At 34.9% G+C, this 25,337-nt stretch carries 24 protein-coding genes and 1 pseudogene; 12 read left to right on the top strand and 13 right to left on the bottom strand.

Going from position 1 to position 25,337, the window contains the following annotated elements:
* Window positions 1-284 precede the first annotated feature (284 nt).
* Complete coding sequence (locus LEP1GSC059_RS17640) at window positions 285-1,370, top strand: hypothetical protein (RefSeq protein WP_020981324.1); 1,086 nt, start codon at window positions 285-287, stop codon at window positions 1,368-1,370.
* Between the two features lie 545 nt (window positions 1,371-1,915).
* The gene (locus LEP1GSC059_RS17635) at window positions 1,916-3,331 is read left to right on the top strand and encodes a hypothetical protein (protein ID WP_235592123.1); all 1,416 of its coding nucleotides are present in this window, start codon (window positions 1,916-1,918) and stop codon (window positions 3,329-3,331) included.
* A 304-nt stretch (window positions 3,332-3,635) separates the two neighbouring features.
* On the opposite strand, the gene pssA is transcribed toward LEP1GSC059_RS17635, so the two are convergent.
* The 11 genes from pssA to LEP1GSC059_RS17580 form a co-directional block, all read right to left on the bottom strand.
* Window positions 3,636-4,400, bottom strand: a complete 765-nt coding sequence (pssA, locus tag LEP1GSC059_RS17630; protein ID WP_002178779.1) for a CDP-diacylglycerol--serine O-phosphatidyltransferase — start codon at window positions 4,398-4,400, stop codon at window positions 3,636-3,638.
* The gene (tsaD, locus tag LEP1GSC059_RS17625) at window positions 4,397-5,413 is read right to left on the bottom strand and encodes a tRNA (adenosine(37)-N6)-threonylcarbamoyltransferase complex transferase subunit TsaD (RefSeq protein ID WP_002178865.1); all 1,017 of its coding nucleotides are present in this window, start codon (window positions 5,411-5,413) and stop codon (window positions 4,397-4,399) included. The genes pssA and tsaD overlap by 4 nt, the downstream gene beginning before the upstream one ends.
* Window positions 5,414-5,418: 5 nt before the next feature.
* Window positions 5,419-6,807: a S41 family peptidase gene (locus LEP1GSC059_RS17620; RefSeq protein ID WP_017214612.1), complete on the bottom strand. Its 1,389-nt coding sequence runs from the start codon at window positions 6,805-6,807 to the stop codon at window positions 5,419-5,421.
* Window positions 6,797-7,087, bottom strand: a complete 291-nt coding sequence (locus tag LEP1GSC059_RS17615) for an LA_1448 family UV-C exposure upregulated protein (protein WP_002178693.1) — start codon at window positions 7,085-7,087, stop codon at window positions 6,797-6,799. The genes LEP1GSC059_RS17620 and LEP1GSC059_RS17615 overlap by 11 nt, the downstream gene beginning before the upstream one ends.
* A gap of 38 nt (window positions 7,088-7,125) precedes the next feature.
* A complete protein-coding gene (gene lexA, locus LEP1GSC059_RS17610) occupies window positions 7,126-7,737 on the bottom strand; it encodes a transcriptional repressor LexA (protein ID WP_002178625.1) in 612 nt (203 codons plus the stop codon).
* Between the two features lie 52 nt (window positions 7,738-7,789).
* Window positions 7,790-8,971, bottom strand: a complete 1,182-nt coding sequence (locus LEP1GSC059_RS17605) for an efflux RND transporter periplasmic adaptor subunit (RefSeq protein WP_002178736.1) — start codon at window positions 8,969-8,971, stop codon at window positions 7,790-7,792.
* 17 nt (window positions 8,972-8,988) lie between these two features.
* Window positions 8,989-10,443, bottom strand: coding sequence for a TolC family protein (locus tag LEP1GSC059_RS17600; protein WP_017214611.1), 1,455 nt, complete (start codon window positions 10,441-10,443; stop codon window positions 8,989-8,991).
* The gene (locus LEP1GSC059_RS17595; protein ID WP_002178547.1) at window positions 10,419-11,024 is read right to left on the bottom strand and encodes a hypothetical protein; all 606 of its coding nucleotides are present in this window, start codon (window positions 11,022-11,024) and stop codon (window positions 10,419-10,421) included. Before LEP1GSC059_RS17595 ends, LEP1GSC059_RS17600 begins: the two co-directional genes overlap by 25 nt.
* Before the next feature lie 552 nt (window positions 11,025-11,576).
* Window positions 11,577-12,563, bottom strand: a complete 987-nt coding sequence (locus tag LEP1GSC059_RS17590; RefSeq protein ID WP_017214608.1) for a hypothetical protein — start codon at window positions 12,561-12,563, stop codon at window positions 11,577-11,579.
* A 15-nt stretch (window positions 12,564-12,578) separates the two neighbouring features.
* Window positions 12,579-12,797, bottom strand: a complete 219-nt coding sequence (locus tag LEP1GSC059_RS17585) for a hypothetical protein (protein WP_051058637.1) — start codon at window positions 12,795-12,797, stop codon at window positions 12,579-12,581.
* Between the two features lie 502 nt (window positions 12,798-13,299).
* Window positions 13,300-14,865, bottom strand: a complete 1,566-nt coding sequence (locus LEP1GSC059_RS17580; protein ID WP_017214606.1) for a restriction endonuclease — start codon at window positions 14,863-14,865, stop codon at window positions 13,300-13,302.
* A gap of 112 nt (window positions 14,866-14,977) precedes the next feature.
* On the opposite strand from LEP1GSC059_RS17580, the gene LEP1GSC059_RS17575 reads away from it, so the two are divergent.
* The 10 genes and pseudogenes from LEP1GSC059_RS17575 (at window position 14,978) to LEP1GSC059_RS17540 (ending at window position 23,139) form a co-directional block, all read left to right on the top strand.
* The gene (locus LEP1GSC059_RS17575; RefSeq protein WP_004433101.1) at window positions 14,978-15,502 is read left to right on the top strand and encodes a hypothetical protein; all 525 of its coding nucleotides are present in this window, start codon (window positions 14,978-14,980) and stop codon (window positions 15,500-15,502) included.
* Window positions 15,499-16,164: an ABC transporter ATP-binding protein gene (locus LEP1GSC059_RS17570; RefSeq protein WP_002178574.1), complete on the top strand. Its 666-nt coding sequence runs from the start codon at window positions 15,499-15,501 to the stop codon at window positions 16,162-16,164. Before LEP1GSC059_RS17575 ends, LEP1GSC059_RS17570 begins: the two co-directional genes overlap by 4 nt.
* On the top strand, window positions 16,161-17,057 hold the full coding sequence (locus LEP1GSC059_RS17565; RefSeq protein ID WP_002178669.1) for an ROK family protein: 897 nt from the start codon (window positions 16,161-16,163) through the stop codon (window positions 17,055-17,057). The genes LEP1GSC059_RS17570 and LEP1GSC059_RS17565 overlap by 4 nt, the downstream gene beginning before the upstream one ends.
* Entirely contained in the window at window positions 17,054-17,404 is a 351-nt protein-coding gene (locus tag LEP1GSC059_RS17560) for a histidine triad nucleotide-binding protein (protein ID WP_002178785.1), read from the top strand. The genes LEP1GSC059_RS17565 and LEP1GSC059_RS17560 overlap by 4 nt, the downstream gene beginning before the upstream one ends.
* A 16-nt stretch (window positions 17,405-17,420) precedes the next feature.
* Entirely contained in the window at window positions 17,421-18,428 is a 1,008-nt protein-coding gene (locus LEP1GSC059_RS17555; RefSeq protein WP_020981325.1) for a lysylphosphatidylglycerol synthase transmembrane domain-containing protein, read from the top strand.
* A gap of 53 nt (window positions 18,429-18,481) precedes the next feature.
* Entirely contained in the window at window positions 18,482-18,634 is a 153-nt protein-coding gene (locus LEP1GSC059_RS24430; RefSeq protein ID WP_337587759.1) for an Rpn family recombination-promoting nuclease/putative transposase, read from the top strand.
* Window positions 18,635-18,769: 135 nt separating this feature from the next.
* A pseudogene (locus tag LEP1GSC059_RS24915) lies at window positions 18,770-19,090 on the top strand (hypothetical protein); the annotation flags it as partial.
* Between the two features lie 718 nt (window positions 19,091-19,808).
* Complete coding sequence (locus tag LEP1GSC059_RS17550) at window positions 19,809-20,219, top strand: response regulator (protein ID WP_020981267.1); 411 nt, start codon at window positions 19,809-19,811, stop codon at window positions 20,217-20,219.
* 1,092 nt (window positions 20,220-21,311) lie between these two features.
* On the top strand, window positions 21,312-22,601 hold the full coding sequence (locus tag LEP1GSC059_RS17545) for a beta-ketoacyl-[acyl-carrier-protein] synthase family protein (protein ID WP_002178872.1): 1,290 nt from the start codon (window positions 21,312-21,314) through the stop codon (window positions 22,599-22,601).
* A gap of 10 nt (window positions 22,602-22,611) precedes the next feature.
* The gene (locus LEP1GSC059_RS17540) at window positions 22,612-23,139 is read left to right on the top strand and encodes a SiaB family protein kinase (protein WP_002178662.1); all 528 of its coding nucleotides are present in this window, start codon (window positions 22,612-22,614) and stop codon (window positions 23,137-23,139) included.
* Here LEP1GSC059_RS17540 and LEP1GSC059_RS17535 read toward each other — a convergent pair.
* Both LEP1GSC059_RS17535 and LEP1GSC059_RS17530 read right to left on the bottom strand, forming a co-directional pair.
* Window positions 23,114-23,923 carry a PP2C family protein-serine/threonine phosphatase gene (locus LEP1GSC059_RS17535; protein WP_017214604.1) on the bottom strand — a complete coding sequence of 270 codons (810 nt, stop codon included), beginning with the start codon at window positions 23,921-23,923 and terminating at the stop codon, window positions 23,114-23,116. The two genes, LEP1GSC059_RS17540 and LEP1GSC059_RS17535, sit on opposite strands and share 26 nt — an antisense overlap.
* A 316-nt stretch (window positions 23,924-24,239) precedes the next feature.
* A complete protein-coding gene (locus tag LEP1GSC059_RS17530) occupies window positions 24,240-24,998 on the bottom strand; it encodes an SDR family NAD(P)-dependent oxidoreductase (protein ID WP_002178615.1) in 759 nt (252 codons plus the stop codon).
* Window positions 24,999-25,337 lie beyond the last annotated feature (339 nt).

Raw genomic sequence — 25,337 nt, 5'->3', positions numbered from 1 at the left:
CTCCATTTCTTAATAAATTAGACGACATAAACAGATAAAATAACAGGATAATTCACTTAACAAACATTTACATACTAATCAAATTAGTAGTAAATGTCAACCTAAAATCTTTCTTTTTCAAAAATCATTGTTAGGCTAAAAAATCCTTTTCCTTTCCGTCTTCTGCGAGTTATCTTAACCCTTTCTCCGGACAAAACCGTCTGCGTTCTGATTTTTTTTTGAAAAAAATTTTATTTTTTTCAAAAAATCTCTCCTAAAAGTAATTTCCTCGAACCGCTTTCAGAGTGGGGAAAAACAAATCTAACTTATTCAGACCAAAAAATTCTTTCTTAAAGTTTCGAATCTTATTCAGTTTTTTTCTTTTGAGTTTTGTTTCCTTAAACTCGGAAGAAAAATCTTCAATCTTAGATCCTACGTTTTTTTTAATTCATAAAAATCTAAATCCTTCATTAGGAGGTTTGTTCAAAACCGGAAAAAAATTTACTTCTTATGGAGCCTGGTTTGAACTTCCAACTTGGAAATTAGAACGTAAACATTTCTGGAAAACCTATTTTCTCTATGAGAATCATAAAACTTTTCCAATCGTTCATCAAACTTATGTAGGGCTTGAATATTCTTTTGTTCCAGAAAAGAACAACGATCTACGTCCTTCCATTTTTGTGGGCTGGGAAAAAGGAGAAAAGGATCTAGGAATTTTAGGAATCCACCTTACAATTCCAGACAAACAAACAATTCAAGTTTTTGGAAAAACCGGAAAAGATTTTAAAAGCGGTTCTATTTTTTTCCATTCTAACTTTGATACTGGACTTCAATTATTTTTAGGATTTTCAAGGATATGGGACAAATCCCATACAGAAGATCAATTCACTCTTGGAATCGGGTTCTCTTGGGAAAAATTTTCTTCTTCTTTTTTTGGAAACCAAATACCGGAAGAAGAATCGTTTCTAACTGGAAAATTTGGAGTCAGCATTTCCCAACAAGATTTCAAATCTAAAACAATTTCTGAATCTACAAACGAACTTCAACCTAGTTCACTTTTAAAATCCAAAAACTTACATTCTAAAAATATAAAATTACAATCGATCGAAACTTCTTTTGTAGAAAAAGATAAAACAAATCGTTCCTATATAAATTCGTCTATTCGTAGTTATACGATAATTTCGATTTCCGTTCAGGAATTATTATCCACCGGATTTACCCTTTCCTCCGCTTTGAAAATTTCTAAGGCGAGTTATAGTTCTAAAGAAGAATTTTTAGATCTTTTTAATTCTCTTTCGGCAAAAGAACAAACCAAAGTTTTCGTTCTTTTGAAAAAGAAAAATCCAAAACTTATTCTTAAAAATTCGATCCTTCCCAAAGATAAAAAATGACTTTTCTCTTAAAACTTTTACTTACAAGTGCAAAAGCGCATTCGTTTCGATTGGTTCTTTATTTTTTATTTTCAAAATCAAAAACTCAATTTGAGGAAAACTTAGTTTTTACTTTTCTAAAACAAATTCGATTTAGTAAAAATTTAATTTTTCATATACAAAAACAAATTTTATTTTTTGAATATTCTTTATTCTTAAAATTTAAAATCATATTATTAAAACGAAAATTTTTTATTTTAAACCAGTTCTTCCAAAATACATTTAAAAACATTTTTTTAAAATATATTAGAATTGTTGAAGAATTCCATAATTCAGATCAAAAAACTGCTTCAATCGACCGTTTCCATAAAGTAGAAACTGATGGAGAATTAATTTTCAACAATTCTATTCTAAAGTTTCTTTTTAAATTTAAAATTTTCCGAAATTCAAAAGATAGTTTTCGATATAAAAACGAATTTTCATTTCAAAAAAACAATCTTCGTTTCTTTTATTTTAATTTTTTTTCAAAACTTCAAAACAAAGAAATAAAAAAATCAATTTGGTTTTTGAAACGATTCTTTGTTTTTTTTAACGTAATTTTTTTATTTTGTATAACCGCAGATTCTGATCTTTTTGCGGTAGAATCCAGAATCGGAGTTACGTTTGAAACTTACGAATCCAGATATTCTAATTATACAAAAGAAAATTGGTTTTTTAAAACCTCAAATTGTAGAATCAAAAACGAATTGCTTCGGACAAATTTAAACTCGGATTCGTTTGGTGTTAGACGAACTACAATTTTACAAAATCAGAAACCTGCGAATTGTTTTACAGGTTTTCTGGAATCTAGAAACGGAAGTCCTTTTGTTTCCGGCCAACTCGACCAAAAATTTTTTAGGGCGAGTTTCGGACATAGATTTCGGCCCTTGGAAAATTTTTATTTTCTGAGAGACAATAACTTTTATACTGCGTTACCCGGAATCGATCAACCGATTCACAAATCTGGATTTTTAGGCTTTCAATGGAAAGACTGGTCCATAGGAACGTATTATTCCGAACTAGAAGCTAAACGTAAACCTGGAATCTATTTTATTTCTCCATGGAAATTGTTCGAGTTTGCGTATTCGCCAGAAATTAAAAAACATTACGTTTCTTTAAACTTTTATTCGGATCAATTTGGTCTTATAGGTCCTAAAATCATTTCTAGAATTCAAACGTTTGGCGAAAAAAAAGAGATCAACGGTACATTTTATTCCTCCGTTTCTTTCGAAAAGTCAGAGTTTAAACTTACCGGTTATCGAGGTAAAAGCGAAGACTTGTTTGCTCTGGACCCAGATCGAAGTGAACTCAAAGGTAAGGCTCAACTTGCGCGTCTGGGAATCGTTTCCAATTCCTATTTTAGTTTAGAATGGATTCGCGCTTGGAATCGTCCTTTGGAATTCAATTTGAAACAATCCGATTTTTTTCCTAGTAACATCCTACAATTGTTAGAATCAGAAAAAGAATTTCAACAGAGCTTAGATCATTCTTCAAAACGTTGGGAGATTATCGCTGGTAAGGCTCCTATTTTTTACGATCTTTCTTGGGGAGGAATTCTTTTTTCTCTTAGAAATTATTCAAACGAAACCATTGGTCGCGGAATTTATTATGCTCTTGTTCGAAAAAGTTTTACGATCGAAGCCGGTCAAGAATGGAGAATCAACGGCGATAGCATCACCGAAGGAAAATGGTCTTTTCGCCTCAACGAACTTTGGAATTTAGAAGGCGCCTTTTTATTTCAGAAAGAAGACAACAAGACGGATTCTCTTTTTGAAGCAAGAACCGCAAGGGATGAAACGAGTTTGATTTTTACGGATCGTTCTTCTTCTTTTCGTCTTAGATTACTATCACCTTACATCGCTTTTACGGTCAGTCATTCCAGAAGAAAAGAAAACAAAAACGACGGAATCTGGATCAATCTACAAGTACAATTTCCATTTTAGTTTTTCTTAAAGTAACGTAAGTTCGACGTAAAAGAATCTGGGCAAATCGCTCGCATATTTCAAAGCTAAAATGGCTTTCACGACTACGTTTTTAACTCTAATTCCTTCGGAATTTCCAAACTCAATATTACTTCTATGGATCGCAGCATAATAATCGTTTTCGCATTAGTTATACCGAACTCACGTTGAAATATAAATTTTATTATAAGAAAAATCAAAAAGAGATAAGTTTACATATTTCTAATACAACAGTTTACGAACCTATACGCGTTTGTTTAGGTTTTACAAAACGTCTTTTTTTAAATCAATCCAACTTGACTCTAAATTCTTGGATTAAATGTATGAGAAAGGTCATAATTCCAGAAAAAATGTAAAAGAAAATCAATCCATAGATCAGCCAAGGCCAACGTTTGAGTCCGATCAGCGCGAGTAAAATACCAATTCCAGCGATCAGTAAGAACAACCGAGTTGGACTGAGTTTGGATCGAATCGCCACTTGAGGTTTCGAATAACGTATGTTAGATACCATCAATACCGCAATAAGCACAAACGCCGCGATCGTAATCCAATGAGGTGCGGAGTTTGCATTTAAAAAGATAGGAAAAAATCCCACGGTCACTCCAGCAACGGGAGAAGGTAATCCTGTAAAAGACTTAGGATCGTGAGCCACGTTGAATCTTGCAAGTCGATACGCCGCACAAATCGGAAAAACTGCCGCGATTAACATTCCGATTGGAAAAAGGTCTTCCTTTCCAAAGACGTCTATTTTGTATTCGCATAAAACCATCTGATACATTAAATAGCCAGGAGCGATTCCAAACGCGGTCAAATCTGCAAGACTATCTAGGTCGGCTCCTATTTCTGAAGTCGCATGAAGGGCTCTAGCCGCCATTCCATCTAATCCGTCGCAAAGCGCGGCTAGTAATATAAAAAATCCTGCAAGTGTATAGGCCTGCAATTCGTTTCCGTTTCTGGACCCTGCTTCCGACGCTACGAGCATCGCACTGAATCCCATCGTGAGATTTCCGAGTGTAAGAGTATTAGGAACCCAACTGAGTTTGAGTTTCATGAAAAAATCTCCTGTCTGGATGGACTGACCGTAAAATCAAGATCTCTTTTATAACCTTTTCGAAACAAATAGTATCCCAGCGACGCTACCATTGCACCATTATCGGTACAATAAATTTTTTTCTTGGGAGTAAAAAGTTTCACAGAATTTTTTTCGGCCCAAGTATACAATCGATTTTGAAGAGTGGAGTTTGCGAGCACTCCCCCAGCGGCAAAAATACGTTTGATCCCGGTTTTTGCAACCGCCCGTTTGAGGTTTCTTTCCACAAGATCAAATGCAGAATTCTGAAAATTCCAACAAATCCTTTCCTTTGAAAGTTCTTTTTGTTTTTCCAATAATACCATCACCGCGGTTTTGAGTCCGCTAAAAGAAAAAGATACCTCTTCTTGTGGGAGATTCCGTAAAAGTGACGGAAGAATCGGTTTTTCATTTAGAGATGGTTCATATTCTTTCGCCTTTGCTTCTATATAAGGTCCGCCAGGATAAGGAAATTCTAAAAGACCCGCCACCTTATCAAAGGCTTCTCCAAGGGCATCATCCATCGTATCCCCTACCAGTTCCATTCTACCAAACTCATGCAAGATGTAAATGGCCGAATTCCCTCCAGAAAGTAAAAGTCCTAAAACCGGAAATTCTGTGGGAACTCCCTCCAGATGTAACACTGCAAAATGAGACTGAAGATGGCATACAGGTAAAATCGGAGTTCCATATACCATATGAATACAACGAGCCATCTGAGCGCCTACCATCAAGGAACCGGTCAAACCAGGAGAAGAAGTTACAGCGACGTAAGAAAGATCCTCGAATTGAATCCTAGACTCTTCCATCGCTTCTTCGAGTAAAAGATTGATTTTTTCTAAATGAGCCCTCGAAGCAATTTCCGGAACAATTCCTCCATAGGGTTTATGCAAATCGATCTGACTGAAAATTTTAAGGCTAAGTAGATCTTTACCATCACGCACGATCCCAATCGATGTTTCATCACAACTGGTTTCGATTCCCATTCCGATCATGGGGTTTAAGATTTTTTTTCTCCGTCTTTGTTAAGACTTAAAATTTCAATCGCCTTACGAAGTTGTGGATCCAACTCTAAATCTAAAATCGAGTTTTGTCCTTCCTGACGAGTTTTACTTTTATATAAGAATCTGGCTACATCCGTAGAAAGTTTGATTCCTTTTTCAGAAAGATATTTTTCAAAAAGTACAAAGTTTGCTTCGGAATAATTTGGATTTTTTAAGAGAAATGTCTCGAGCATTTTCTTTTCGGCCATCTTACGGATATAAAAACGATCGTCTTCAGTAGGTTCGATCGGTCTTACAATCACGTCCGGTTGAATTCCTTTTCCGTGGATCGACTTTCCGCTCGGAGTATAATACTTTTGTATCGTGAGCGCAATACCGGTGTTATGCGATAGTGAATAGATATTTTGAACCGAACCTTTTCCGAAAGAAACTGTTCCTAAAATTTTTCCTCTACCATGATCCTGCATCGCTCCTGCAAAAATTTCGGAGGCGCTGGCGGAACCTTCATTGATCAGTACAACTAACGGTAAATTGATGGACTTATCATTTGCCGGAGTGGAACGGAAAACCCGAACAAGTTCTCCCCCTCTTCCTCTTACGGACACGATGTCTAAATCCGGTTTTAAAAATAAGTCAGAAAGTGCAATCGCAAGATCTAAAAGTCCACCCGGATTCATTCTTAGATCTAAGATCAATCCTTCGGCCCCTTTTTCTTTGAGTGAATTTAATTCCTTTTTAAATTCGGAAAGAGTATTCTCTTTTCCCATAAACTGATTGAGTTTAATATAACCCAATTTTTCTTTTTCCAAAAAAGAAGATCTTACATAACGAATTTTGATCATCTCTCTGACTAAAGTGAGAACCATAGGTTCCTTTTGATTTTTTCTTTCCAGTTTGATGGAAACAGAAGTTCCTACCTTACCACGCATCAGTTTAATAGAATCGGAAAGAGAAAGGTCATGTGTATTTTTCCCGTCTATCTCTATGATCCTATCTTGAGGTAAAATTCCTGCCTTCATTGCAGGAGTATCTTCAATGGGAGAAATGACTACAATCGCACCATCTGCAAAAGAAACCTCCATTCCCAATCCGCCAAAACTGCCCCTGGTTTCTTCTTGAAGTTGAGAAAAATCATCCTTGTCCATAAAACGAGAATGTGGATCTCCCAAAGAAGAAAGGAGTCCTCGAATGGCTCCTTGATAGAGTTTTTCCTCGTCTACAGACTCTACATAATCGGAATGAATGGTAGATAATACTTCGTGGAAAATTTGTAGATAAGATTCCCCGGTTTTAGAAATCCCTTTTACGGTTTCTATCGGAAAAATTAGTGCAAAACTGAGAAAGGAAACAATTCCAATCCAGATCATTCTTTCTTTATTTTTCATATTCTTTGATCAACGCCTCGTGTAAGGCGGGATTTTTTTGTTTCAGACTTTTTAATACACTATCTGGATCCAATCGATACACCGAACAAGCTTCCAGAAAAAAGGTTAAATCTCCTGATGGAGATTTTTCGGAAGAAGTTTTGAGATTAGCATTGATCCTTGCAATACTTACTCTTTCTAAAACCCTTTTTAAATCACTTTCTGTGATTTCTTTTTTAGGGGGACTGCATTGAAATACAAAAAGAAGAAGTACAAAGAAGAAAAATTTTCGTAAACACACTCTGACCGAAGTCTCAGTTGAGTTTCTCACACTGTCAATCAGTAAATTCGGTATAAACCGACCAACTTACCCATGACAGTTGCTTTCTTAGTTTTAATCGGTTTGTATTTTGAATTTCTAGCTTCTAAACGAATCTGATCCTGTTCTTTATAATATACTTTCAAAGTAGCCTCGTCTTCGATCAGTGCAACTACAATCTCTCCATTTCGAGCGATGTCTCTTTTTTCTATAATTGCGATGTCTCCATCATTGATCCCTGCTTCGATCATAGAATCTCCCTGAACACGAAGTGCATACATAGGAACATTTCCTTTAGAAATCTCATCTGGAACCGGAATGTACGATTCTATATTTTCTTCTGCAAAAATAGGAAGTCCGGCCGCTACTTGACCAATGACAGGAATACTTGTGGCCTGAACTGGAAGCGATTCCATAGGACTTTGGCGGATAAGTTCTATAGCCCTGGATTGGTTCTTTGCGGTTTTGAGATAACCTTTTTTCTCAATTGCTTTGAGATGATCGTAGGCGCCCTTTGCCGTAATTCCAAACTCGTCTCCAATTTCTCGAATTGTAGGCGGAAAACCGCGCTCTTTGATGATTGCTGTGATAAATGCAAGAACAGCCTGTTGTTTGTCTGTCAGGTCTTTCATACTAAACAACTTAGTAGTGAATAAATGCTAAGTCAACACAAAAATAGTAAAATCACAATTTCAAATATTCACTCTTAAGAATAAAAGATCCTTTAGAAACAATCTCTGCCCCATCTTTGATACCCGATTTGATAACTACTTCGTCCCCTACGGTGTCTCCCGTAATTACCTCGATAGCTTCAAAACTTCCGTCTTCGTTCTGAAGAAACACAAAAGACTTTCCTTCGATTTCATGAACCGCTTCCAAAGGAACCGTCTTTCTTGGTTCGGAACCAGAATTGGCCACCATTCCTTTTACCTTTGCGGTCACGGATTGTCCCGGTTTTAGTTTTCCGTTTCGATTGGAAACCATGATTCTAAGTTTCGCGGTTCTTTTGATACTATCCAAAACGCTTCCCACATATGCGACCTCTCCCCGAATTCCGAGAGATTTCTCATCTCCTAACGGATAAATCTGCGCCTCTGCTCCTTCAGAAATCATACCTAAATCTTTCTCATAAACTTCTAATAAAACCATCAGGTTGGTTAAATTGGCGATTGTAAATAGGTCTTCGTTTCTAGTCACTTGTTGTCCTTGAACCGCTTTTCTTTCTGTAACTTCTCCGTTAATAGGACTTCTTAAAACTAGATTAGAAGAAACGTAAACCCCTCTTTCAATTCCGGCGATTTCTGCGGGAGTCAATCCATAGTTTTCTAGTTTGATTCGAGTCGTTTCCACCTCGGTTTTAGCAGTTTTATATTGCATGTTTGCAAATTCATAATCTTTTGCAGAAGTTACTTTCATATCAAAAAGTTCTTTTGCACGATCCGCTTGTAATTTTAAAGCCTCAAGACTAGCCCTTGCTTTTACATAAGAAGCTTCCACCTCTCCGAGCATTACAGAAGAAAGAATTGCAAGTGGAGACCCTTGACTAACTCGATCCCCTTCTCTCACTAAAACTTTTTTGATTCTGGCTTCTACAGTAGAACCTGCTCTGGCCATACTTTCCGGGTCATAAGAAATCCTTCCTGGAAGAGCTACTTCGTCAATCGCAGAAATCTCCTTAAGAGAGACTAACGTGATAGGATGTCTTTTTAATATCTCTTCGGATACGGTGAATCTATTTTTATCAACAGCCGATTGTTTCTTTTCTTCGATTCTTTTAGGGAAAAATTTTTTATATCCTAAATATCCCGTACTTAAAATCGCGAGAAGAACCAGAATGGATTTATATCTTTTTATGATTTGGATCATAGAATCTCCGAAGTTTTTTAGTCCCTCTCCATTTTTTTTCCGACTGCAGCCTTATAAATTTCAACCGCGTTGTAATATAAATACAACACTTCATAATAATCTCTTAATACAGTAAGATAATTTTTTTCAGCCTGTAAGAAAGTCACCTGATCGGATGCTCCTCTTACATAAGCAATCCTAGATTTTTGTTCCAGTTGTTTATTTTTTTGTAATAGATTGATTCTTTCGTATTTTGCGAGAAGGTCTTCCCTTGCCAGCAATTCTTTTTTAGAGGCTTCAATTTCTTCGTTCACTTCCCTTTTTTTGGCTTCGAGCGCAAGTTCGAACTTTCTATGTTCTTCTTTTGCGGAAAGAACTTTTCCCTGTCCTCTATCGTTTAAAGGAAGTGGGATCGTAGCAAAAACTCCGGCATAGTGTTCATTGCCTTTGATTCTCCATTCCCCCCCTACCTGTAGATAACCTAACGCCTCTCTTCTTTGAAGATCTATGTTTAACTTTTTTTCTTTTACCCTTTCTTCAAGTGCAGCTATGTCTGGACGGTTTACAGATGCGGTAGATGAATCCTTCAACTTAAGCCCTAGATCTTCCAAAGATTTAAATCTCATTTCCGTTTTAAACGCGAAAATTCCTTCTGACTCTCGGATTCCAGAAAGGATTCTAAGTTCTTTTTCTACAAATTGTCTTCGAACAAGAGCGTCCCGATAAAATTTTTCCACCTGGATTCTTTCCAATTCGAGCCTTTCATATTCAAGCGGAGAGATATCTCCTTTTTCGACTCGAAACTTAGTCAATTCCAAAAGATCACTGTAATTTTCGTAAAATTCTTTATTATAATCTACTAAATTAGTAAGAAATAAATAAGCCCAGTAGTTTTGTCTGAGTCTAAGTCTAAAAAGTCTATCAAAGTTATCAAATTCTCCTAATACAGCTTCAAATGATTTTTTAGCGACCTTAGATCTGAGAGAAACAACTCCGTATACGTCCAGATCCTGATACAGAGCGGGAGCGACTTCAGTATTTCCTCCTTGAGATCCGTTGGTTCCTAAAATCTGCGGTCCGGAAGATCCTCCTCCAGGTGTTCCTATAAACTGTTGTTGATATTGTATAACCGGGTTTTTATAAAGAGAAGCGGTGATCACTTTTCCTCTTTCGATTCCCATATTTTGTTTTTCTGCGAGATAAAGCGGGTTATTTGCGACCGCGTATTCGGTTAATTTTTCTACGTCCCAATCTACGATCTTCCCAGCAAAGGAAATCGGATTGGAATTCGCAACCTGTGTTTGTTCCTGTAAATTTGGGGATTTATTTGGATCTGCAGTTGTTTCTGTCCCGGATCCGTTTTTTTTTCTTTCTTCTTCCGTTTGGAATGGGAGTTCAAGAGGGATTACTTCCGAGTCAATCTGAGAAAACGGATTCAGTCCAAGAAAAATACCAAAGGCCAAAGCTGTTAAAACATTCTGTGAAGATACCATTTTCCCTGCACTTTTTTAAAATATGGATTGATAAGTTCTTTCTCCAATTCCGTGTTTTCTTTAAATCTAAATTTTAATTCGCATTCTGTCATACTTTCATAATAGAATTCTATTTCTATTCCTCCCGAAAGTAAAAATAAATCCCGAACCGTTCTTACGTTTTCGGAGTTCTTTTGTTTTTGCAGTAATTTCCGATCGAAAAAATAAGTCTCGAAATAATTTTCTTTTTTAGAAAGTTCCTTTTTGATTTCTTCTCGCGTCCAAATCCCTTTTAGATCTAATAGTAACCCTTCTTTTGGAGAAACCTGATCCGGAAGTTTTGAATAATCTTTTGCAACCGTATCTTCTACAAGAGTTTGGATCAAACGTAGAATTTCAGAAGTATCCTTTTTATGATCTACTGTATGACCCGCCAGAAATACTTTTCCGACCCATATTTTCGGCGCTTTTAAGTTCGTTTCAGCAAGAAATGTTTCTCTTTCCAATGCAGAACTACAGTAAAAAATCAAAATCAGACCAAGTAAAACGTGGGAGATCCTACTTTTTTTTGGAGGAAAGGTTTGTTTTATAAGAAAGTTCATTCTGGTTTCCAAGTTTTCAAAAAACGCATCTGGTCTTTGAAAATCAATCTGAAAGTCTAAGAAAAATTTTTGTTTTTATGGATTTAAATTTCTGAGAATAGAAAACCAATACCGTAAAATTTAAAATAATGTGAATTTGATATAAGAAACCAATTGTATAAAGTTTTATATTTTCACAAAAAAAATTGAACTATCCTCATTCAAATTCTTAGCTTATTTGTAAATATAAACTTTGATGGCCGAAAAATTTTAAAATAACAAAATGAATCTAAATCCGTGGGAACTACTGCGAACTGAATCAGAAAAAATGAATGTTTAAAAAACTGTAAAATCATCAATATTAGATTTCTGTGGGAACTACTACTTCTCTTTTATTTTTTTATATCGAATTTACGCTTAGATAGTAGTAAGAGTCCTGAATTTTTACAGATGAATTTGGAACTTTGTAGGAGTCCCTACATTTTTATTAGAATCGTTGAAAGTTTAGATTAACAAAACCGCCTAAATCGACCGTTTCCATGAAACTGATGGAGAATTCATTTTTCAAAAACTCTATTCTATTGTTAACAATGTGTCTTTATAATTTTCTATCAATTTTACAAGCAAAAGACTAAATAATAAAATCATTATAAAATACGCAGTATCTACAATTAGTGTGTTGAATTTAAAATTTTGGTTTAAGAACATTGTAGGTATATATAACGAAATTTTAATTGCAAAATAGGCAAGGACAATGGATAAAACTGGTAAAATTAAATACATTTTTTTGAATATAAATTTCTTAATAGGAATCAAGAAAAAATAAATACGTCTCAATTTAGAAAAACGGCGTATCCACGATCCGATTTTTAATATATCTAGTTTTCTACGGTAGCCTGTATCTATAACAGAAATTGCCGTAATACTTGAGCCCATCAAATAAACGTATTTTGGTGGATGCGAATGTATAATCTCTGTTTTATTTTCGTATATGTGAATTGTGTCGCTCGAAGTCCCCGTAATGATAATCTGACGATCAAATGGATGATGACTTATATAATGAATCAGTCCTACGTATACTTTATTAGCATTTGTTTCGATAGCAACCCACTTACCTTGCGCAAGATGTAATAGATCTTCCCAAGGCGTAAGACGATTTGTTTTCTTTTTAAAACCAATCACCCTTGTTATTGTTAAGTATCCGAAAGAAGGCCAATGAAAAAGAAAATTTAGGTAATAAACTATTAAAAATATAACTACATAAGAAGAAATAGAAATACATACTTTAGGACGAAGTAGGATCTCTAAATTTCCAGCTATAATAGCTTTTTTAAAATTTAAAATGAAATGGTAATCTTTAAAAAACAATACTTCCCAAAATACATTACTGAGTAACCAAATAGAAAAAATTAATAAGCTAAAAAATAAGGAATAAATTGTTAGTGAAAAATTATCTTCAACTATATATTCCTTTACCAAACTCTTAAGTTTAAAAACCAAAAAACCGGGTAACAAGAAAGCTACGGCTAAAGTGATTTTTAAAATAGAATCAAGATTCAAACTTTATTCAATAACCTATTTATCTTTATTTCGATTCTGAAAGTTTTGCCGATTAGAAGCAGTAGTATCTTCATTTAAAGTAGTAGAAGATTCTTGGGGTTGAACAAAAAGCTTAGGTGCTTCATTGATTGTAATCTTTCCAGTTCCAGATAAATGAATCGCAGATTCTATCAAAGAATCAATTCTAAAGCTTTTCTGAAACTGTATTAAACGATTATCATCTTTTTCTGTCATAGTCAAATCATGACTAAAAAACTAAACAAATGTCAAGTTATTTTTTATACAAGGATTTGACATTCATTCGAAAAAAACTAAGTCCTTTTACTATTTCAACTTGAATTGATAAGAAACCCATTTTATAAAAACTGAATTTTCCGTAAAGAACTGGATGTGGAAACTACCACAAATCACAATTTTACGAATACATTTTGAAAATGTGAGAACTACTACGAAAATTGAACAACTTTAGAACTACTCGAAAATTCGCAAATTGTGCGATCTAATTTTTGTGGGAACTACTGCAGTTTATTAAAGATTTCTAAAGAATTCTTGAGTAAACTTCTTTGAAATTTTGGGACAAAACCCTTTGTAAAATCGCTCATTTATTTTCCGGTATTATTTTTATACGTCCAAGTAGTAACAGTTACAATTTGTAACATACAGAAATTTTTACAAATTGTAATTGTTTAGATGAAATTCAAAAATGAAACTACTAGTTAAGTTTGATCCAAGTATTCTACGCGCCCTTCCCATCTTGTCGAAGAGCCTTTTTCAGAAGTTCTTCTAAGTCCTTACCACTAATTATATTTAATAAAGAAGAATTTTCAGAAAGAAATCTTTTAGCTCCTTCTGTAAACTCAGCGTCACCAACGATAAACGCCTTATCCAAACTCAATTCGTTCAATTGAGCAATTGTATCTCTTAAAAATATATCCGAAATCTTTGCGTCCTTCCATTTACGAAATTTAAATAAAGAACGGGTTTCCTTATCCGCCTTGTTCAAACCGGCAAGATTAAGACCTTCTCCTTCCTTATTAGGAACTTCTCTACTGACAGTATAATTTAAAGTCATCACGATTCGAACACAAAGATTTTTGAAATCCACACCTTTCAATTGGCGATAATGATCCAGAACTCCAATTCCAATTTTAGAAACGTCGGAAAGAACCTTATTCCCTTGATCGTCTAAAATTCCTTTGATATGAAAAGATTTAGAAGACTTAAGTCCGGAGAGTTCATAAAAACGTTCCACTGGAAAAAGTTCTCCAAAAACCCTAGCGATCTCATCGTCTAAAGAAAAATTTCCGTTCTTCCCTATATCAGTTCTTTTAGTCTCCAATTGAAATTTATAGTTTGCGAGTTCTAAAATTCTTGGGTCGTCTATTCTTTCTGACTCAGCCTCAATGAGATATTCACTGGCCTCTTCTAGTTTCCCCAGTTTTATCGCTAAAAGAGAAAAGTAAACGTCTGAATCGATCATCTCTTGTTTCCAACCGTTGGTCCTCGCCATCTCCATACAAAGTCTTGCGTGTTTGAGAGCCTCTCCTAAATTCTTTTGAAGAATAAAACAACACATTAAAAACTGAAAAATCGTATAACGCACGTAGTCGTCTTCGATTGAATCCGCAACTGAATTTGCAATCCGAATCGCCTCGTCGTATTTTCCGTCTCGAGTCAAACTGAGGGCATATAAAAAACCACCAACCGGAGAAGCTGGATCTAGATCATACGCTTTTGCAAAAAATTCTACCGGATTCCCTTTTCTAAGAACTGCAGAAACCACACCTTTTCCGATAAAAAGGGAAGGAATTTTGATTTTTTCGTTCGAAATTTTACTTAAGAACCGATCCGCGATCATAAATTCTTTTTGTCCCAAAGCCATAAATCCAATTCGAACATTTGCTTCTGGATTTTCCGGATCGATCGAGATCGTATCTAAATAGTGAAATAGTGCTTCTTCAAATAAATCTTGCTGATAGTAAATATCAGCGATTCGGTTGGAAACAGAGACTTGATTGATCCCTTTTTCGAAGTTTCCGATCTTTTTGATTTTTTCTAAATGGCGGGCTTCGTTGATCGTATCCCCTTCCATTGCGTAGATTTTGGCAATTACGTAGTGAGCTCTTACGTTAGAAGGAGAATTATCTAAAATATCCCGAATGATCACACGTGCATCCACGTAGTTTCCCATCGCCGCAAGCGCCAGAGCCTTTTCATAAGAGTCTTTTTTAGTCTGAATCAGAAACGATCCAGACGCAACAATCAGAATGATTCCAATGGCGACAAGAATGATGAAGATCATTTTTTTGTTTTTCTTTCAGGTTCCGGTTGGTAAATGGATAAAATCCAGGAAATAAATCCGGGCATTATTCGATTTCAGGATAAAGCCAATCATTTGATAGAAATAAAAACCAATGGGAAAACTTACCTATTTCAGATTCGCGTATTCTATTGTAAAACGGGATATTACAATCAGTATTCTTCATATTGGATTTTCTTCCCTATTTTGTTTTTTTCTAATTTTCGGAATCTTTCTGCTCAGAATGGACAGAACCCCTTCCAACTCTTCTAGTATCGAACTCTTCCGGAATTATCCTCAGTTGGTTTTATTACTCAGTTCCTCTGGATTGGTCTTTATGGCGATCACAAGAACCCTTCTCAGAACCTCCGACGCAGGAATTATGATGGCAGTCGGAGGAAATCGAATCGGAACGGTTCGACTTTTAGTGTCGGAACTTTGGATCTTACATGGAACTGGATTTTTAATCGGTATTCTTGCGACCATATTTTTTCCACCTTGGGTGGCAGAAGGGTCTAGTTTATTCGATTATGGAAAAGCGTTTTGTATCTGTATTTTTCTCATTTCTGGAATCGGATCCATTCTTTCATTGATTCTGACATTTTTAGATCCTTATCGATCAATTCGGAGGGGAAAATGATTCTTCGCATCAACAACCTCTCTCGAGAATACGGAAAATCGAAGGCGGTTAACGGAGTTTCCTTCGATATGAATCAGTCCGATTATGTTGCCATTGTAGGTCCTTCTGGTTCCGGAAAAACTACACTTCTTTCTATGATTACTGGAATGCTTTCTAGTACTTCGGGAGAGGTTTACTTTGATACTACCAAAGTAAGCGATATGAGTAACGGCGAACTTGGAAATTTTAGAGCAAAAAACATAGGACTTATCTTTCAATTTTCCGAACTTCTTCCTCACTTAGATGTAGAAGAAAATATTTTACTCCCAGCTCTACTTGTAAATAAATTCAGTCAGAAAGAATATCTAGAAAAATGCGAATATTTAATTCGTAGTCTTCATCTAGAATCGATCCGTAAAAGTTATCCTAGTAAACTTTCCGGTGGTCAAATTCAGATGACTGCAATCGCCAGATCACTGATCAACGAACCGGAACTTCTTCTTGCGGACGAACCTTCGGGAGACTTAGATCCCGAAAACAGCGAACTAGTCCGAAATCTTCTCTACGATTTTAATTCCAGAGGTCTTACAATTCTATTAGTAACTCATGATATGAATTTAGCCTTTGACGCAAAAACAATCTATGAAATGAGAGAGGGAGAATTTACCAGGGTGGTAAAATGAAATCTTATCTCGGAATTGATATTGGAGCCGGAAGTATCAAAGCAAGTCTTATCGATTCCAACGGAAACGTATTGAAAAGTTCTTTCCGTAAAACCGGAACGGAAACAAACGAAAAACAATTCCTAGATTCTATTTTTGACATCGTATTAGAACTGAAAAATTCTTCTTTGACAGCGGTGGGCATAGGAAGTCCAGGACCGATCGATTCTGAAAATGGAATTTTGATTGAATCCGCAAACCTTCCACTTTTAAAAAATGTTGCGTTAGTCTCTCATTTAAAGAAAAAGTTTTCTATTCCAGTATATTATAATAATGACGCAAACCTTGCCGCTTTGGGAGAATACCATTTTGGTTTAGGAAAAGGTTCCCCTAGTTTAGTGATTCTTACTTTGGGAACTGGACTAGGAGGTGGTTGGGTATATCAAGGAAAACTTTTTAACGGTTATAAAGGAAGTGGAATGGAGGCGGGACACGTTACGTATCTTCCAAACGGTTCCCTATGTGGCTGTGGTCAAAGAGGTTGCACCGAAGCCTATTTTAGCGCCAGTGGATTTTTAAATCGATATAAAGAAAAAACAGGAGAAGTTTTAAATTCCGCAGAGGAATTTTTTGAAAAAAGTAGAAAAGGAGACAAAACCGCATTGATTTTGTTAAACGAAGGAATCGAAGCGCTTTCGCAACTTTGCAGAAATCTAATTCATACCATCAATCCGGAAAAAATCGTTTTTACGGGAGGACTTGTAAAATCCTGGGATTTATTCGGCAATTCTCTGCAAAATAGAATCCAGGAATTGATATTTCCGATTTTTAAAACGTATACTCAAATCCTTCCCGGAGGAAACGTATCCGGAACGTTAGGCGCTGCTGCACTTTGTATGGAGAATCAAGAATGACAGATCACCATTGTATCTTTTGTAAAATTGTCCGTAAGGAAATTCCTTCCAAAATAGTTTTTGAAAACGAAGAGACATTAGCTTTTTATGATATTTCTCCTCAAGCCCCGATTCACATAGTTTTTATTCCTAAAAAACACATTCCTTCTCTTTCTAAAATCGAAAACGAAGATTCTAATCTACTCGGAAACATCTTATTACAAATTCGTGATGTAGCCAAAAATCTTGGATTTGCGGAAAACGGTTACAGAGTTGTCAATAACACAGGAAAAAACGGGGGGCAAACTGTATTTCACATTCACTTTCATCTTTTAGCGGAACGACAATTACACTGGCCTCCGGGTTAAACAAAGGAACTTAACATTGAAACGAATTTTATTTGGCAGCTTAGTTAGTGTATTTGCACTTGGTTTTTTATTTTCTAAACTGGATCTGAGTGAATTTTATAAAATTCAGGAACGTTGGGAACCTATCTATCTGATTCCTTTTATAATCTCTTCCGCTTGGGGGATCATTCTATTTTCTTGGAGATGGTATCTACTGATGGGAAAACAAGTAGGTTTCCGTTATGCTCTGCTTTCTTCCTTTATCGGAGTGGGTGCAAATATGTTTCTTCCCGCAAGAGGAGGAGATATTTTTCGTTTATACTTTTGTAAAAAAGAATCCTCTCTTCCATATCCTACATTAGTAACAGCGCTTTTTATCGAAAAAGTATTAGATTTTTCTTTTATATTCTCCGCAGGTATTTGTGCTTTGATGTTCTTAGAAATCAAAGACGAAAGTAGTAATTCTTTTTTTATTATTTCTTCTTTGATAATTGTGGGAATTTTTTTAGGTTTAATAGCAATTCGATTTTTAAACGATACGATCGTAAAAGTTCTTGCATGGATTGCGGGTCTTTTTGGAAAAAAAGATTGGTTTCTAGATAAACTTGCTCATTACATTCGAGATCTAGGAAATTTTTTAGTTTTTAAAAAGTTCATTTTTCCATCTTTCCTTACTGCTCTTACTTGGTTGATTGGTTATGCTTTCAGTTATGCGCTTCTTCTTAGACTAGTCGGAATTCCGATGGATTACGCCGGGATCGTACTCATTATGTTTGCTGGCGCGGTTGGTGTAATGGTTCCATCCGCCCCCTCCGGTGCAGGAGTGTTTCACGCTTCGGTAACTTCTGCATTTGTTTTGATGAATAGAAATGCTTCCGAAGGTTTGTTTTATGCGACTACGGTCCATCTAACACAGTTTATACTTCAGAGTGTTTTTGCTATTGTTCTTTATCTTTACTGGATCGTGGACAGAAGAAAGAGAGGTCTTGGTAAGGCCGAATTTTCTTTGAAAGAATCGGAAGTGATCGAAGTAGAAAGTAAATAATAACCATAACCGAAATCAACAATCCACACGATTGATTCGAGAAATTTTTCAGAATAAAAAAGAAGCAGCCAATATTTTTTAAAAACAGATTACCACTCGAAGTAGAAAAATTATTAGATTTAGAAAACCTAGAATCTAGTTTTATTTCAGAAAAACTCAAACAAGAACAAACAGATCTATTGTTTCAAATCTGGAAACAAAACTAACGTGTATTTACTATTCGAACATAAGAGTTATTTAAATAATTCAATTCTTAGATCAGTTCGTTTTAACAAATCAAGAAGTTAATATTCTAAAAGACTCTATCTCCGATTTTAGAATAGATTTATTTGATCTAAAAAATAGAACTAAAAGATAAATTAGAAAGTATCATTTTTCAAGTCACCCTGGAGGCGTTCAAAAAATTCGAGAAGGTGACTTAAAATTTATTTCTCATTTACCCGGACTTTTTTCTCTGTTACTATAGATCAAAGAAGAATCGAAAAGAACTGTAATCTTAAGAAAACTCTTATGTATATCGATTGGATTCGAGATTTTAAATCTTCAGAGTTCAAAAGAATTTTCCAAAGATCTAAAACGAGAAATTAACCGTGACTACTACAGAAATACTGATTTCAAAAAGTATAAAAAGATGTCTCAAAAAAGTTTTAAAAGAAAGAATATCTATCTATCCATTTTTGAATGGACTTTCATTCTAATGAGTTTGTTCTAAAAACATAAAAGAAATCTCATTTAAGATCATATTACAACTACAAACATTATGAATATTCATAAAATTAGAAACGATCAAAAATTACTGTCTTTGTTAACTTAAAAGAGCCCTCTATAAAACCTAAGAATACCGTAGTCCAATTCAATTTTTGCATAAAATCGTCGTTTTGCAGCCATCAACAAACTGCAAAATCTAGGTTTTATAATCCATTCTGAAAATGTAAGAACCCACAATATTTTACAAAAAATTCACTTTCTCGATATCGAACTTTGTTAATTATTGCTTTTTCTAATTTCCTTTTATATCAAATCCGTGTTGGTCTTTGGTAAGCAGCGCTTGAATATAAACATTTTACGAGATAACTTTTTTCAACTAACGTAATTAAAAAAAGAACAATAGAATAAAGTGTCTAAAATTCAGCCTTTAAAATGTGGTTCTTCTTAAAATTTAGAGTATTTCTATCATGTCAAAACAAGTAGTAATTTAAAACAATTTACAAAACCACGTAAACGATAAACATCCCTAAAAATTAATGCGAAATACCTAAAATCGGCTTGTATTTTTTGAAAAATGAGTCGCCTTAGAATACGAATAGAACACTTCTTTTGGTACAATTTCTTTCTCTTCGAAAAACGTATTGAAAATTCAAACCAAACTTGGAGATCAAATTGAATTTAAAAAACGAACCGAACGCGATTCTTTGTGTGGATGACGAACCGATCATTTTGATTTCTTTGGTGCAAGAATTAAAAAATAAACTCGGACACCAATTTATTTTTGAAACGGCCCAAGACGCCACCGAAGCCTTAGAAGTAATAGACGATTTAGTTTCGAAAGGAACCAAGGTAGTACTGATTGTTTCCGATTGGTTAATGCCAATTACAAATGGAGACGAGTTTTTAATCCAAGTACATAAAAAATATCCAGAGATTCCTTCCATTTTAGTAACAGGACATATCGAAGAAGGAATTTTTAAAAAGGTTCAAAAAGAAGTGGGAACCTGTATGATCATTCCAAAACCTTGGAACTCGGAAGAATTATTAGAAGTCGTTCGAAAACTCTGCTATGATACAAAGTGAAGTTTTAAATTGCAAAGATAAATAATATTATAATATACAATCTAAACTTTCCACTATAAATCCTTTCATTTAACAAAATATCACCTATTTTTATTACTTTCCAGTCTGTTTTTTATTTTCTAGAAGTTTTAACTCGCAGTAAACTAAAAACGAATTCATTCTCACCTATTAATAAGTTTTTAAATTAATTTTAGACGTTCAAAACTCATAAACTTTAGATTTCCAACTAACTCAGAGTTTACACAAATACGTACTACTTGATTTCTATATAATTGAGTACATAAATTTTAAGACCTATCTACGTTTAGAGACAAAATTTTGAATTATAGTTCTCGAGTAAATTTACATCGCTTACGATTTTTTTGAGCATTTATCTTCTAAATTTCATTCTCTATTTATTACTCTAACGTCCGAAAATAATAATATATAGTTCCAAAGCGATATAGTATTCTAATATTCTTTTCCAGTTTTTATAGAGATGATTTTTTAGAAAAACACCAAAACTTTTTCTTTTCTTGAACAAGAATCTCTACTCCAAAGTTTCTAAATTGAAAACGTAGTCACTTCAGTATCTTGTTCATTATTTTGTAACATTTTTTGTTATACTCCTTAAAATGAATTGTTTGAACTTTATACATTTCAATTACTAGAGAGACGTTTTTTTAAAAAAGAATCGAATTTTAGAATATTCTTGGATTCTTGTTTTTAACAGATATGATAACCTAAAAACGATCCTTCTCATTTTTTGCTTTGATTTATATCGTCTAATGTTATATTTAAATCATTTCCTAGACCAAATCGAAAATAGAATTTGGGGCTTATTATAAATTTCGAATTTTAAGAGAACCGTTTTTTCAATTTTTGCAAAAATCGATTCTCTTAAAATACAGAATATACGGATATATTTTTTTTCGGTGGACGATTTATAAAAAGAATGAAAAGTAAATCCGTAATTAAATTAAGATTTTGTTAAAGGGAAGTGGAAAATCAAATACGCGTTATGCGCTATTGATTTCAAAAAAACATAAAACTAACGTTCTAAAATACAAAGTTTTTGATTACTCTTAGGACAAGCGGCAAAATCAGATGAGCATGGACAAACCAAAAACCAATCACAATTCAAGAGTTGCTATTACCGGAATAGGAGTTATCCTTCCAAATACGTATTCTGTGGACACTTTTTGGAAAAATCTTTCCGAAGGGAATTCCCAAATAGATACGATTACTAGATTTCCAACCGACGATATGCCCGTAAAAGTTGCGGCGGAAATGAACGACTTCAATTGGAAAAAGTTCTTACCCGATTTAGACGAAAAATATTCAAAACATTATAATAGAGAAACTTTCGCGATTATGTCCGCGATGGAAGAAGCAAGAAGAGACGCTAAATTAGAAAAAGATTCCGTCGATCCGTCCAAGGTAGGTTTTATAGATTCTTCTTCTAGAGCCTCTCTCGCTTGGTGGGAACACGCTTGGAAACTTTATCACGAAGAAAAAGATCCAAATGTTTTTGATCGTTATTCGGTTCTTACTTCTATGGCTTCCAACCCTACAAATCTTACCGCAATTTATGCAAACATACAAGGTTTTGTAACCACAATCACAGCCGCCTGTGTAGGAGGACATCACGCAATCAGTCTTTGTTACCAGGCGATCCGAAAAGGAAGAGCGGAAGTAATGTATGCTGGAGGTCACGAATTTCCTTTGATCAAACCTCTCATGATGATGTATTCCGATCCGGTAAGTTCCGTTATGTCCTGCGAAAAAGATAATCCTAAATCCGCAATTAAACCCTATGATCGAAATCGAGACGGTTTTATCTTAGGAGAAGGCGCCGCCGTTCTTTGTATGGAAAGAATGGATCACGCCATCGCGAGAGGTGCTAGAATTTATGCGGAAGTTTTAGGAACCTTTAGCTACAACGAAGCGGATCACGCAATGAGAATGGATCTTACCGGTAAAAAGGCTGCAAACGGTTTAAACCGACTTCTAAAAATCAGCGGACTCAATCTAGGAGACATTGATTATTTCTGCGGACATGGAACCGCGACGATCAACAACGACATGGCAGAAAGTAGGGCTCTCAAAATTTTATACAACGGGCTTGCTCGGAATAAATGGGCTCCTCTTGGTTCTATCAAACCAATTTTTGGTCATACCTTTGGAGCAGCAGGAATTATCAACGTTGCGGCAACGGCCTTAATGCTCGAAAAACAAATTCTCTGTCCTACGATCAATCTGAAAGACGTGGACCCAGAATGCGATCATGATCATATCACGGACGGTGCCAGAAAGGTTCGACTTAGAAATGCGATTTCGATGGCCTTTGCAATAGGAAGTCAATCTTCCTTTGTAAGTCTTACAGCACCAGATCTTTTTTAAGGAAACCAGAATGGAATTCGACAAACTGTATAGACAATACGATTATTTAAAAAAATTAAAATCGGTTCTCTATTATCAAGGTGCGGTAACTCACGAAATTTTAGGAAATCTTACTGAAATTCTAAAAGATAGAATTACAAACCAAAAAGGGAAAAACAAAATCCTAAACGTATTTGTGGAAATGGTCCAGAATGTAAGCCACTACTCTTTGGAAAAAGAAGGAAGTTATGGAATTGGTTTAATTCTAGTCAAAGAAAAAAATCATATACTTAAACTTTCGACCGCAAATCTTCTTAGCGAAGAAACCGCATCGACTTTAGAAAAAAAATTGGATCACTTTTTATCTCTTTCGGAAGCGGAGGTAAAAGAATTGTATCTACAAAAGATAAAAGGAGAAAGACCTAAATCTAGTAAGGGAGCGGGGCTTGGCTTTTTGGAAATATTAAGAAAATCTGATTTTCCATTTCGTTCCTCTTTTGAAAAAACACCAAATGGAAATTTCTTTTTTACTCTTACAGTTTTTTTTCGCCTGGAGTAAATTTCCAAGTTCTGGAATTAGAAAGTACATTTTCTTTAACCTCGATTACGATCACGGAAGTATTATCCTTAGTCATTCTTAGATTTGCTTCTTCTAAAAGATGGTAACAAGCTTCTTTTACGTTGGAAGAATTTTTTAAAATTTCCTCCAAATCGTCTATCTTAATTACGTCCGTTAATCCATCCGTACAAAGAAGAATACGATCTCCTACGTTTAAAGAATTTGTAATATCAAAAAGATCCATCTGAAGATCGGTGGTACCTCCTCCGATACAACTAGTGATGTAACTTCTGGAAATCTGATTTTCTTTGATTGGACCCGCAAAAGAATGATCGACTGTAATCTTTTGAATTCCTTGAGAAGAAAAATGATAAGCCCTACTATCTCCCATATTAAAAACTAGAACTTTTCTTTTTCCAAACAAAATACCGACTAACGTGGCTCCCATTCCCAGTTTTCCGGTTTCCTTAGCATAATCATTGATTTCGTGATTGATAATACTGAATAAACTCTGCCAACCAGCGCGAGACAATTCATCCAAAGGTTGAACCGCTCTTTCCGTCCAAGCGAGTTTTTCAAGTGTCATTCTGCTTGCAATTTCTCCGGAAATATGTCCACCCATTCCATCGGCAAGCGCAAGAATCAAAGGTGCCTCTCTCATTCCCGAAGAAGAAAAAGATCCAGAAACCGTTCCAGCTATAATTTCACCGGATACATACATCGAGTCTTCGTTGTGGGAACGAAAATTTCCTTTTTCCGTAATTCCAAAATAATTAACAATCATGGAGAAATACTGAAAGCTGAAATACTTTCTAAGATTCTATTATAAATATGTGTCATTCATGAACTTCAAGTACAAATCTATAGTACATTCTTTTTTTTGAATAAACTGTAGTCAAATTAGGACGATTTAGACCTAAAAATTACGCTCCTTAAATCAAATCGTTTCTATAAAATTTCCAATCATATTACAGGTTGACGTGAATCCCACTTAGGTAATTCAAATAGAACTAAATTGATAGCTATTATCAATACATCATCTGGAGCCGCTCTAACAAACGCGATAGTTCCCACGGTTTCAGTTTTTTTATTATCAACTTTTATTTTGCAGAATATCCGCCATCCACAGGAATCGCAGTCCCAGTGATAAAAGAAGAGTCTTCACTACAAAGCCAAAGTACAGTTTTAGAAATTTCTTCAGGAGAAGCGATCCTATGAATAGGATGTAATTTAACTAATTGCCTTTCCGCTTCTGCAGGATCTTTTGCAAGATGAAAAAGTTCGTCTAAAATTTCAGTCTTTACAGCTCCCGGACAAATCGCATTAACTCGAATATTTTTTTTCGCGTATTCCAGTGCAGCACTTTTTGTAAGTCCTACAACACCATGTTTTGCGGCTGCATAGGGATTGATTCCAACAACTCCATTGATTCCAGATATAGAAGAAACATTTACCACAACCCCTCCTCCTATTTTGATCATTTCCGGAATTTGATACTTCATCGATAACCAAGTTCCTTTAAGATTTACGTTCACTACTTGATCCCAAACGTCTTCCGGGTATTCGTGTAAAGGATGATTGAGCCCCATAATTCCAGCGTTGTTAATTCCGAAATCCAATCTTCCAAATTTTTCCAAGGCAATATCCACTACCTTCTTTACCTGTTCTCCGGAGGTTACGTCACAAACTACGAAATATACGTCCCCGCCCACAGCACGCACTTCGGATTCCAGTTTTTTTCCCTCTTCCAATCTACGACCACAAAAAACAACTTTAACGCCTTTGGAGACAAATTCCTTTACAACCGCTTTTCCAATTCCAGTACTTCCTCCGGTCACAACGGCTACCTTATCTTTCATAATATTCTCCAGATTTTATATTTAAATATTATAATTTATTGATATATTTATAAATCGAATCTTCAGTCTTAATAGGATCCATTTTAAAAAATTTCTATAAAATCAAAATTTACGATCCTATTAAATCCTGATTTGCAATTTTTTACACAAATCCAACTTTCAGATCCAAATCCATTCTATAATTCTCAATCAGAATTCAATTTCTAAATGAAATCGACAATTTAGCGATCTCGTTATATGAATGTGAGCTCTACGTAAGAAAATAAAAAAGAATTTTCTAAAAATATACACTCCTACAATTTTAGAATTTGTTTGTGAAATCGTGATTTGCAGTAGTTT

Source organism: Leptospira noguchii serovar Panama str. CZ214 (genome assembly GCF_000306255.2).
Classification (GTDB): domain Bacteria; phylum Spirochaetota; class Leptospiria; order Leptospirales; family Leptospiraceae; genus Leptospira; species Leptospira noguchii.
The sequence above is the reverse complement of the archived record's forward strand: the minus strand, read 5'-3'. Positions and strand labels throughout refer to the sequence as shown.

Excerpts from the sequence above, each read along its gene's own strand:
- pssA (WP_002178779.1), bottom strand. The coding sequence starts at position 4,400 with ATGAAACTCAAACTCAGTTGGGTTCCTAATACTCTTACACTCGGAAAT.
- tsaD (WP_002178865.1), bottom strand. The coding sequence starts at position 5,413 with ATGATCGGAATGGGAATCGAAACCAGTTGTGATGAAACATCGATTGGG.
- LEP1GSC059_RS17620 (WP_017214612.1), bottom strand. The coding sequence starts at position 6,807 with ATGAAAAATAAAGAAAGAATGATCTGGATTGGAATTGTTTCCTTTCTC.
- lexA (WP_002178625.1), bottom strand. The coding sequence starts at position 7,737 with ATGAAAGACCTGACAGACAAACAACAGGCTGTTCTTGCATTTATCACA.
- LEP1GSC059_RS17605 (WP_002178736.1), bottom strand. The coding sequence starts at position 8,971 with ATGATCCAAATCATAAAAAGATATAAATCCATTCTGGTTCTTCTCGCG.
- LEP1GSC059_RS17600 (WP_017214611.1), bottom strand. The coding sequence starts at position 10,443 with ATGGTATCTTCACAGAATGTTTTAACAGCTTTGGCCTTTGGTATTTTT.
- LEP1GSC059_RS17595 (WP_002178547.1), bottom strand. The coding sequence starts at position 11,024 with ATGAACTTTCTTATAAAACAAACCTTTCCTCCAAAAAAAAGTAGGATC.
- LEP1GSC059_RS17585 (WP_051058637.1), bottom strand. The coding sequence starts at position 12,797 with ATGACAGAAAAAGATGATAATCGTTTAATACAGTTTCAGAAAAGCTTT.
- LEP1GSC059_RS17580 (WP_017214606.1), bottom strand. The coding sequence starts at position 14,865 with ATGATCTTCATCATTCTTGTCGCCATTGGAATCATTCTGATTGTTGCG.
- LEP1GSC059_RS17575 (WP_004433101.1), top strand. The coding sequence starts at position 14,978 with ATGGGAAAACTTACCTATTTCAGATTCGCGTATTCTATTGTAAAACGG.
- LEP1GSC059_RS17570 (WP_002178574.1), top strand. The coding sequence starts at position 15,499 with ATGATTCTTCGCATCAACAACCTCTCTCGAGAATACGGAAAATCGAAG.
- LEP1GSC059_RS17565 (WP_002178669.1), top strand. The coding sequence starts at position 16,161 with ATGAAATCTTATCTCGGAATTGATATTGGAGCCGGAAGTATCAAAGCA.
- LEP1GSC059_RS17560 (WP_002178785.1), top strand. The coding sequence starts at position 17,054 with ATGACAGATCACCATTGTATCTTTTGTAAAATTGTCCGTAAGGAAATT.
- LEP1GSC059_RS17545 (WP_002178872.1), top strand. The coding sequence starts at position 21,312 with ATGGACAAACCAAAAACCAATCACAATTCAAGAGTTGCTATTACCGGA.
- LEP1GSC059_RS17540 (WP_002178662.1), top strand. The coding sequence starts at position 22,612 with ATGGAATTCGACAAACTGTATAGACAATACGATTATTTAAAAAAATTA.
- LEP1GSC059_RS17535 (WP_017214604.1), bottom strand. The coding sequence starts at position 23,923 with ATGATTGTTAATTATTTTGGAATTACGGAAAAAGGAAATTTTCGTTCC.
- LEP1GSC059_RS17530 (WP_002178615.1), bottom strand. The coding sequence starts at position 24,998 with ATGAAAGATAAGGTAGCCGTTGTGACCGGAGGAAGTACTGGAATTGGA.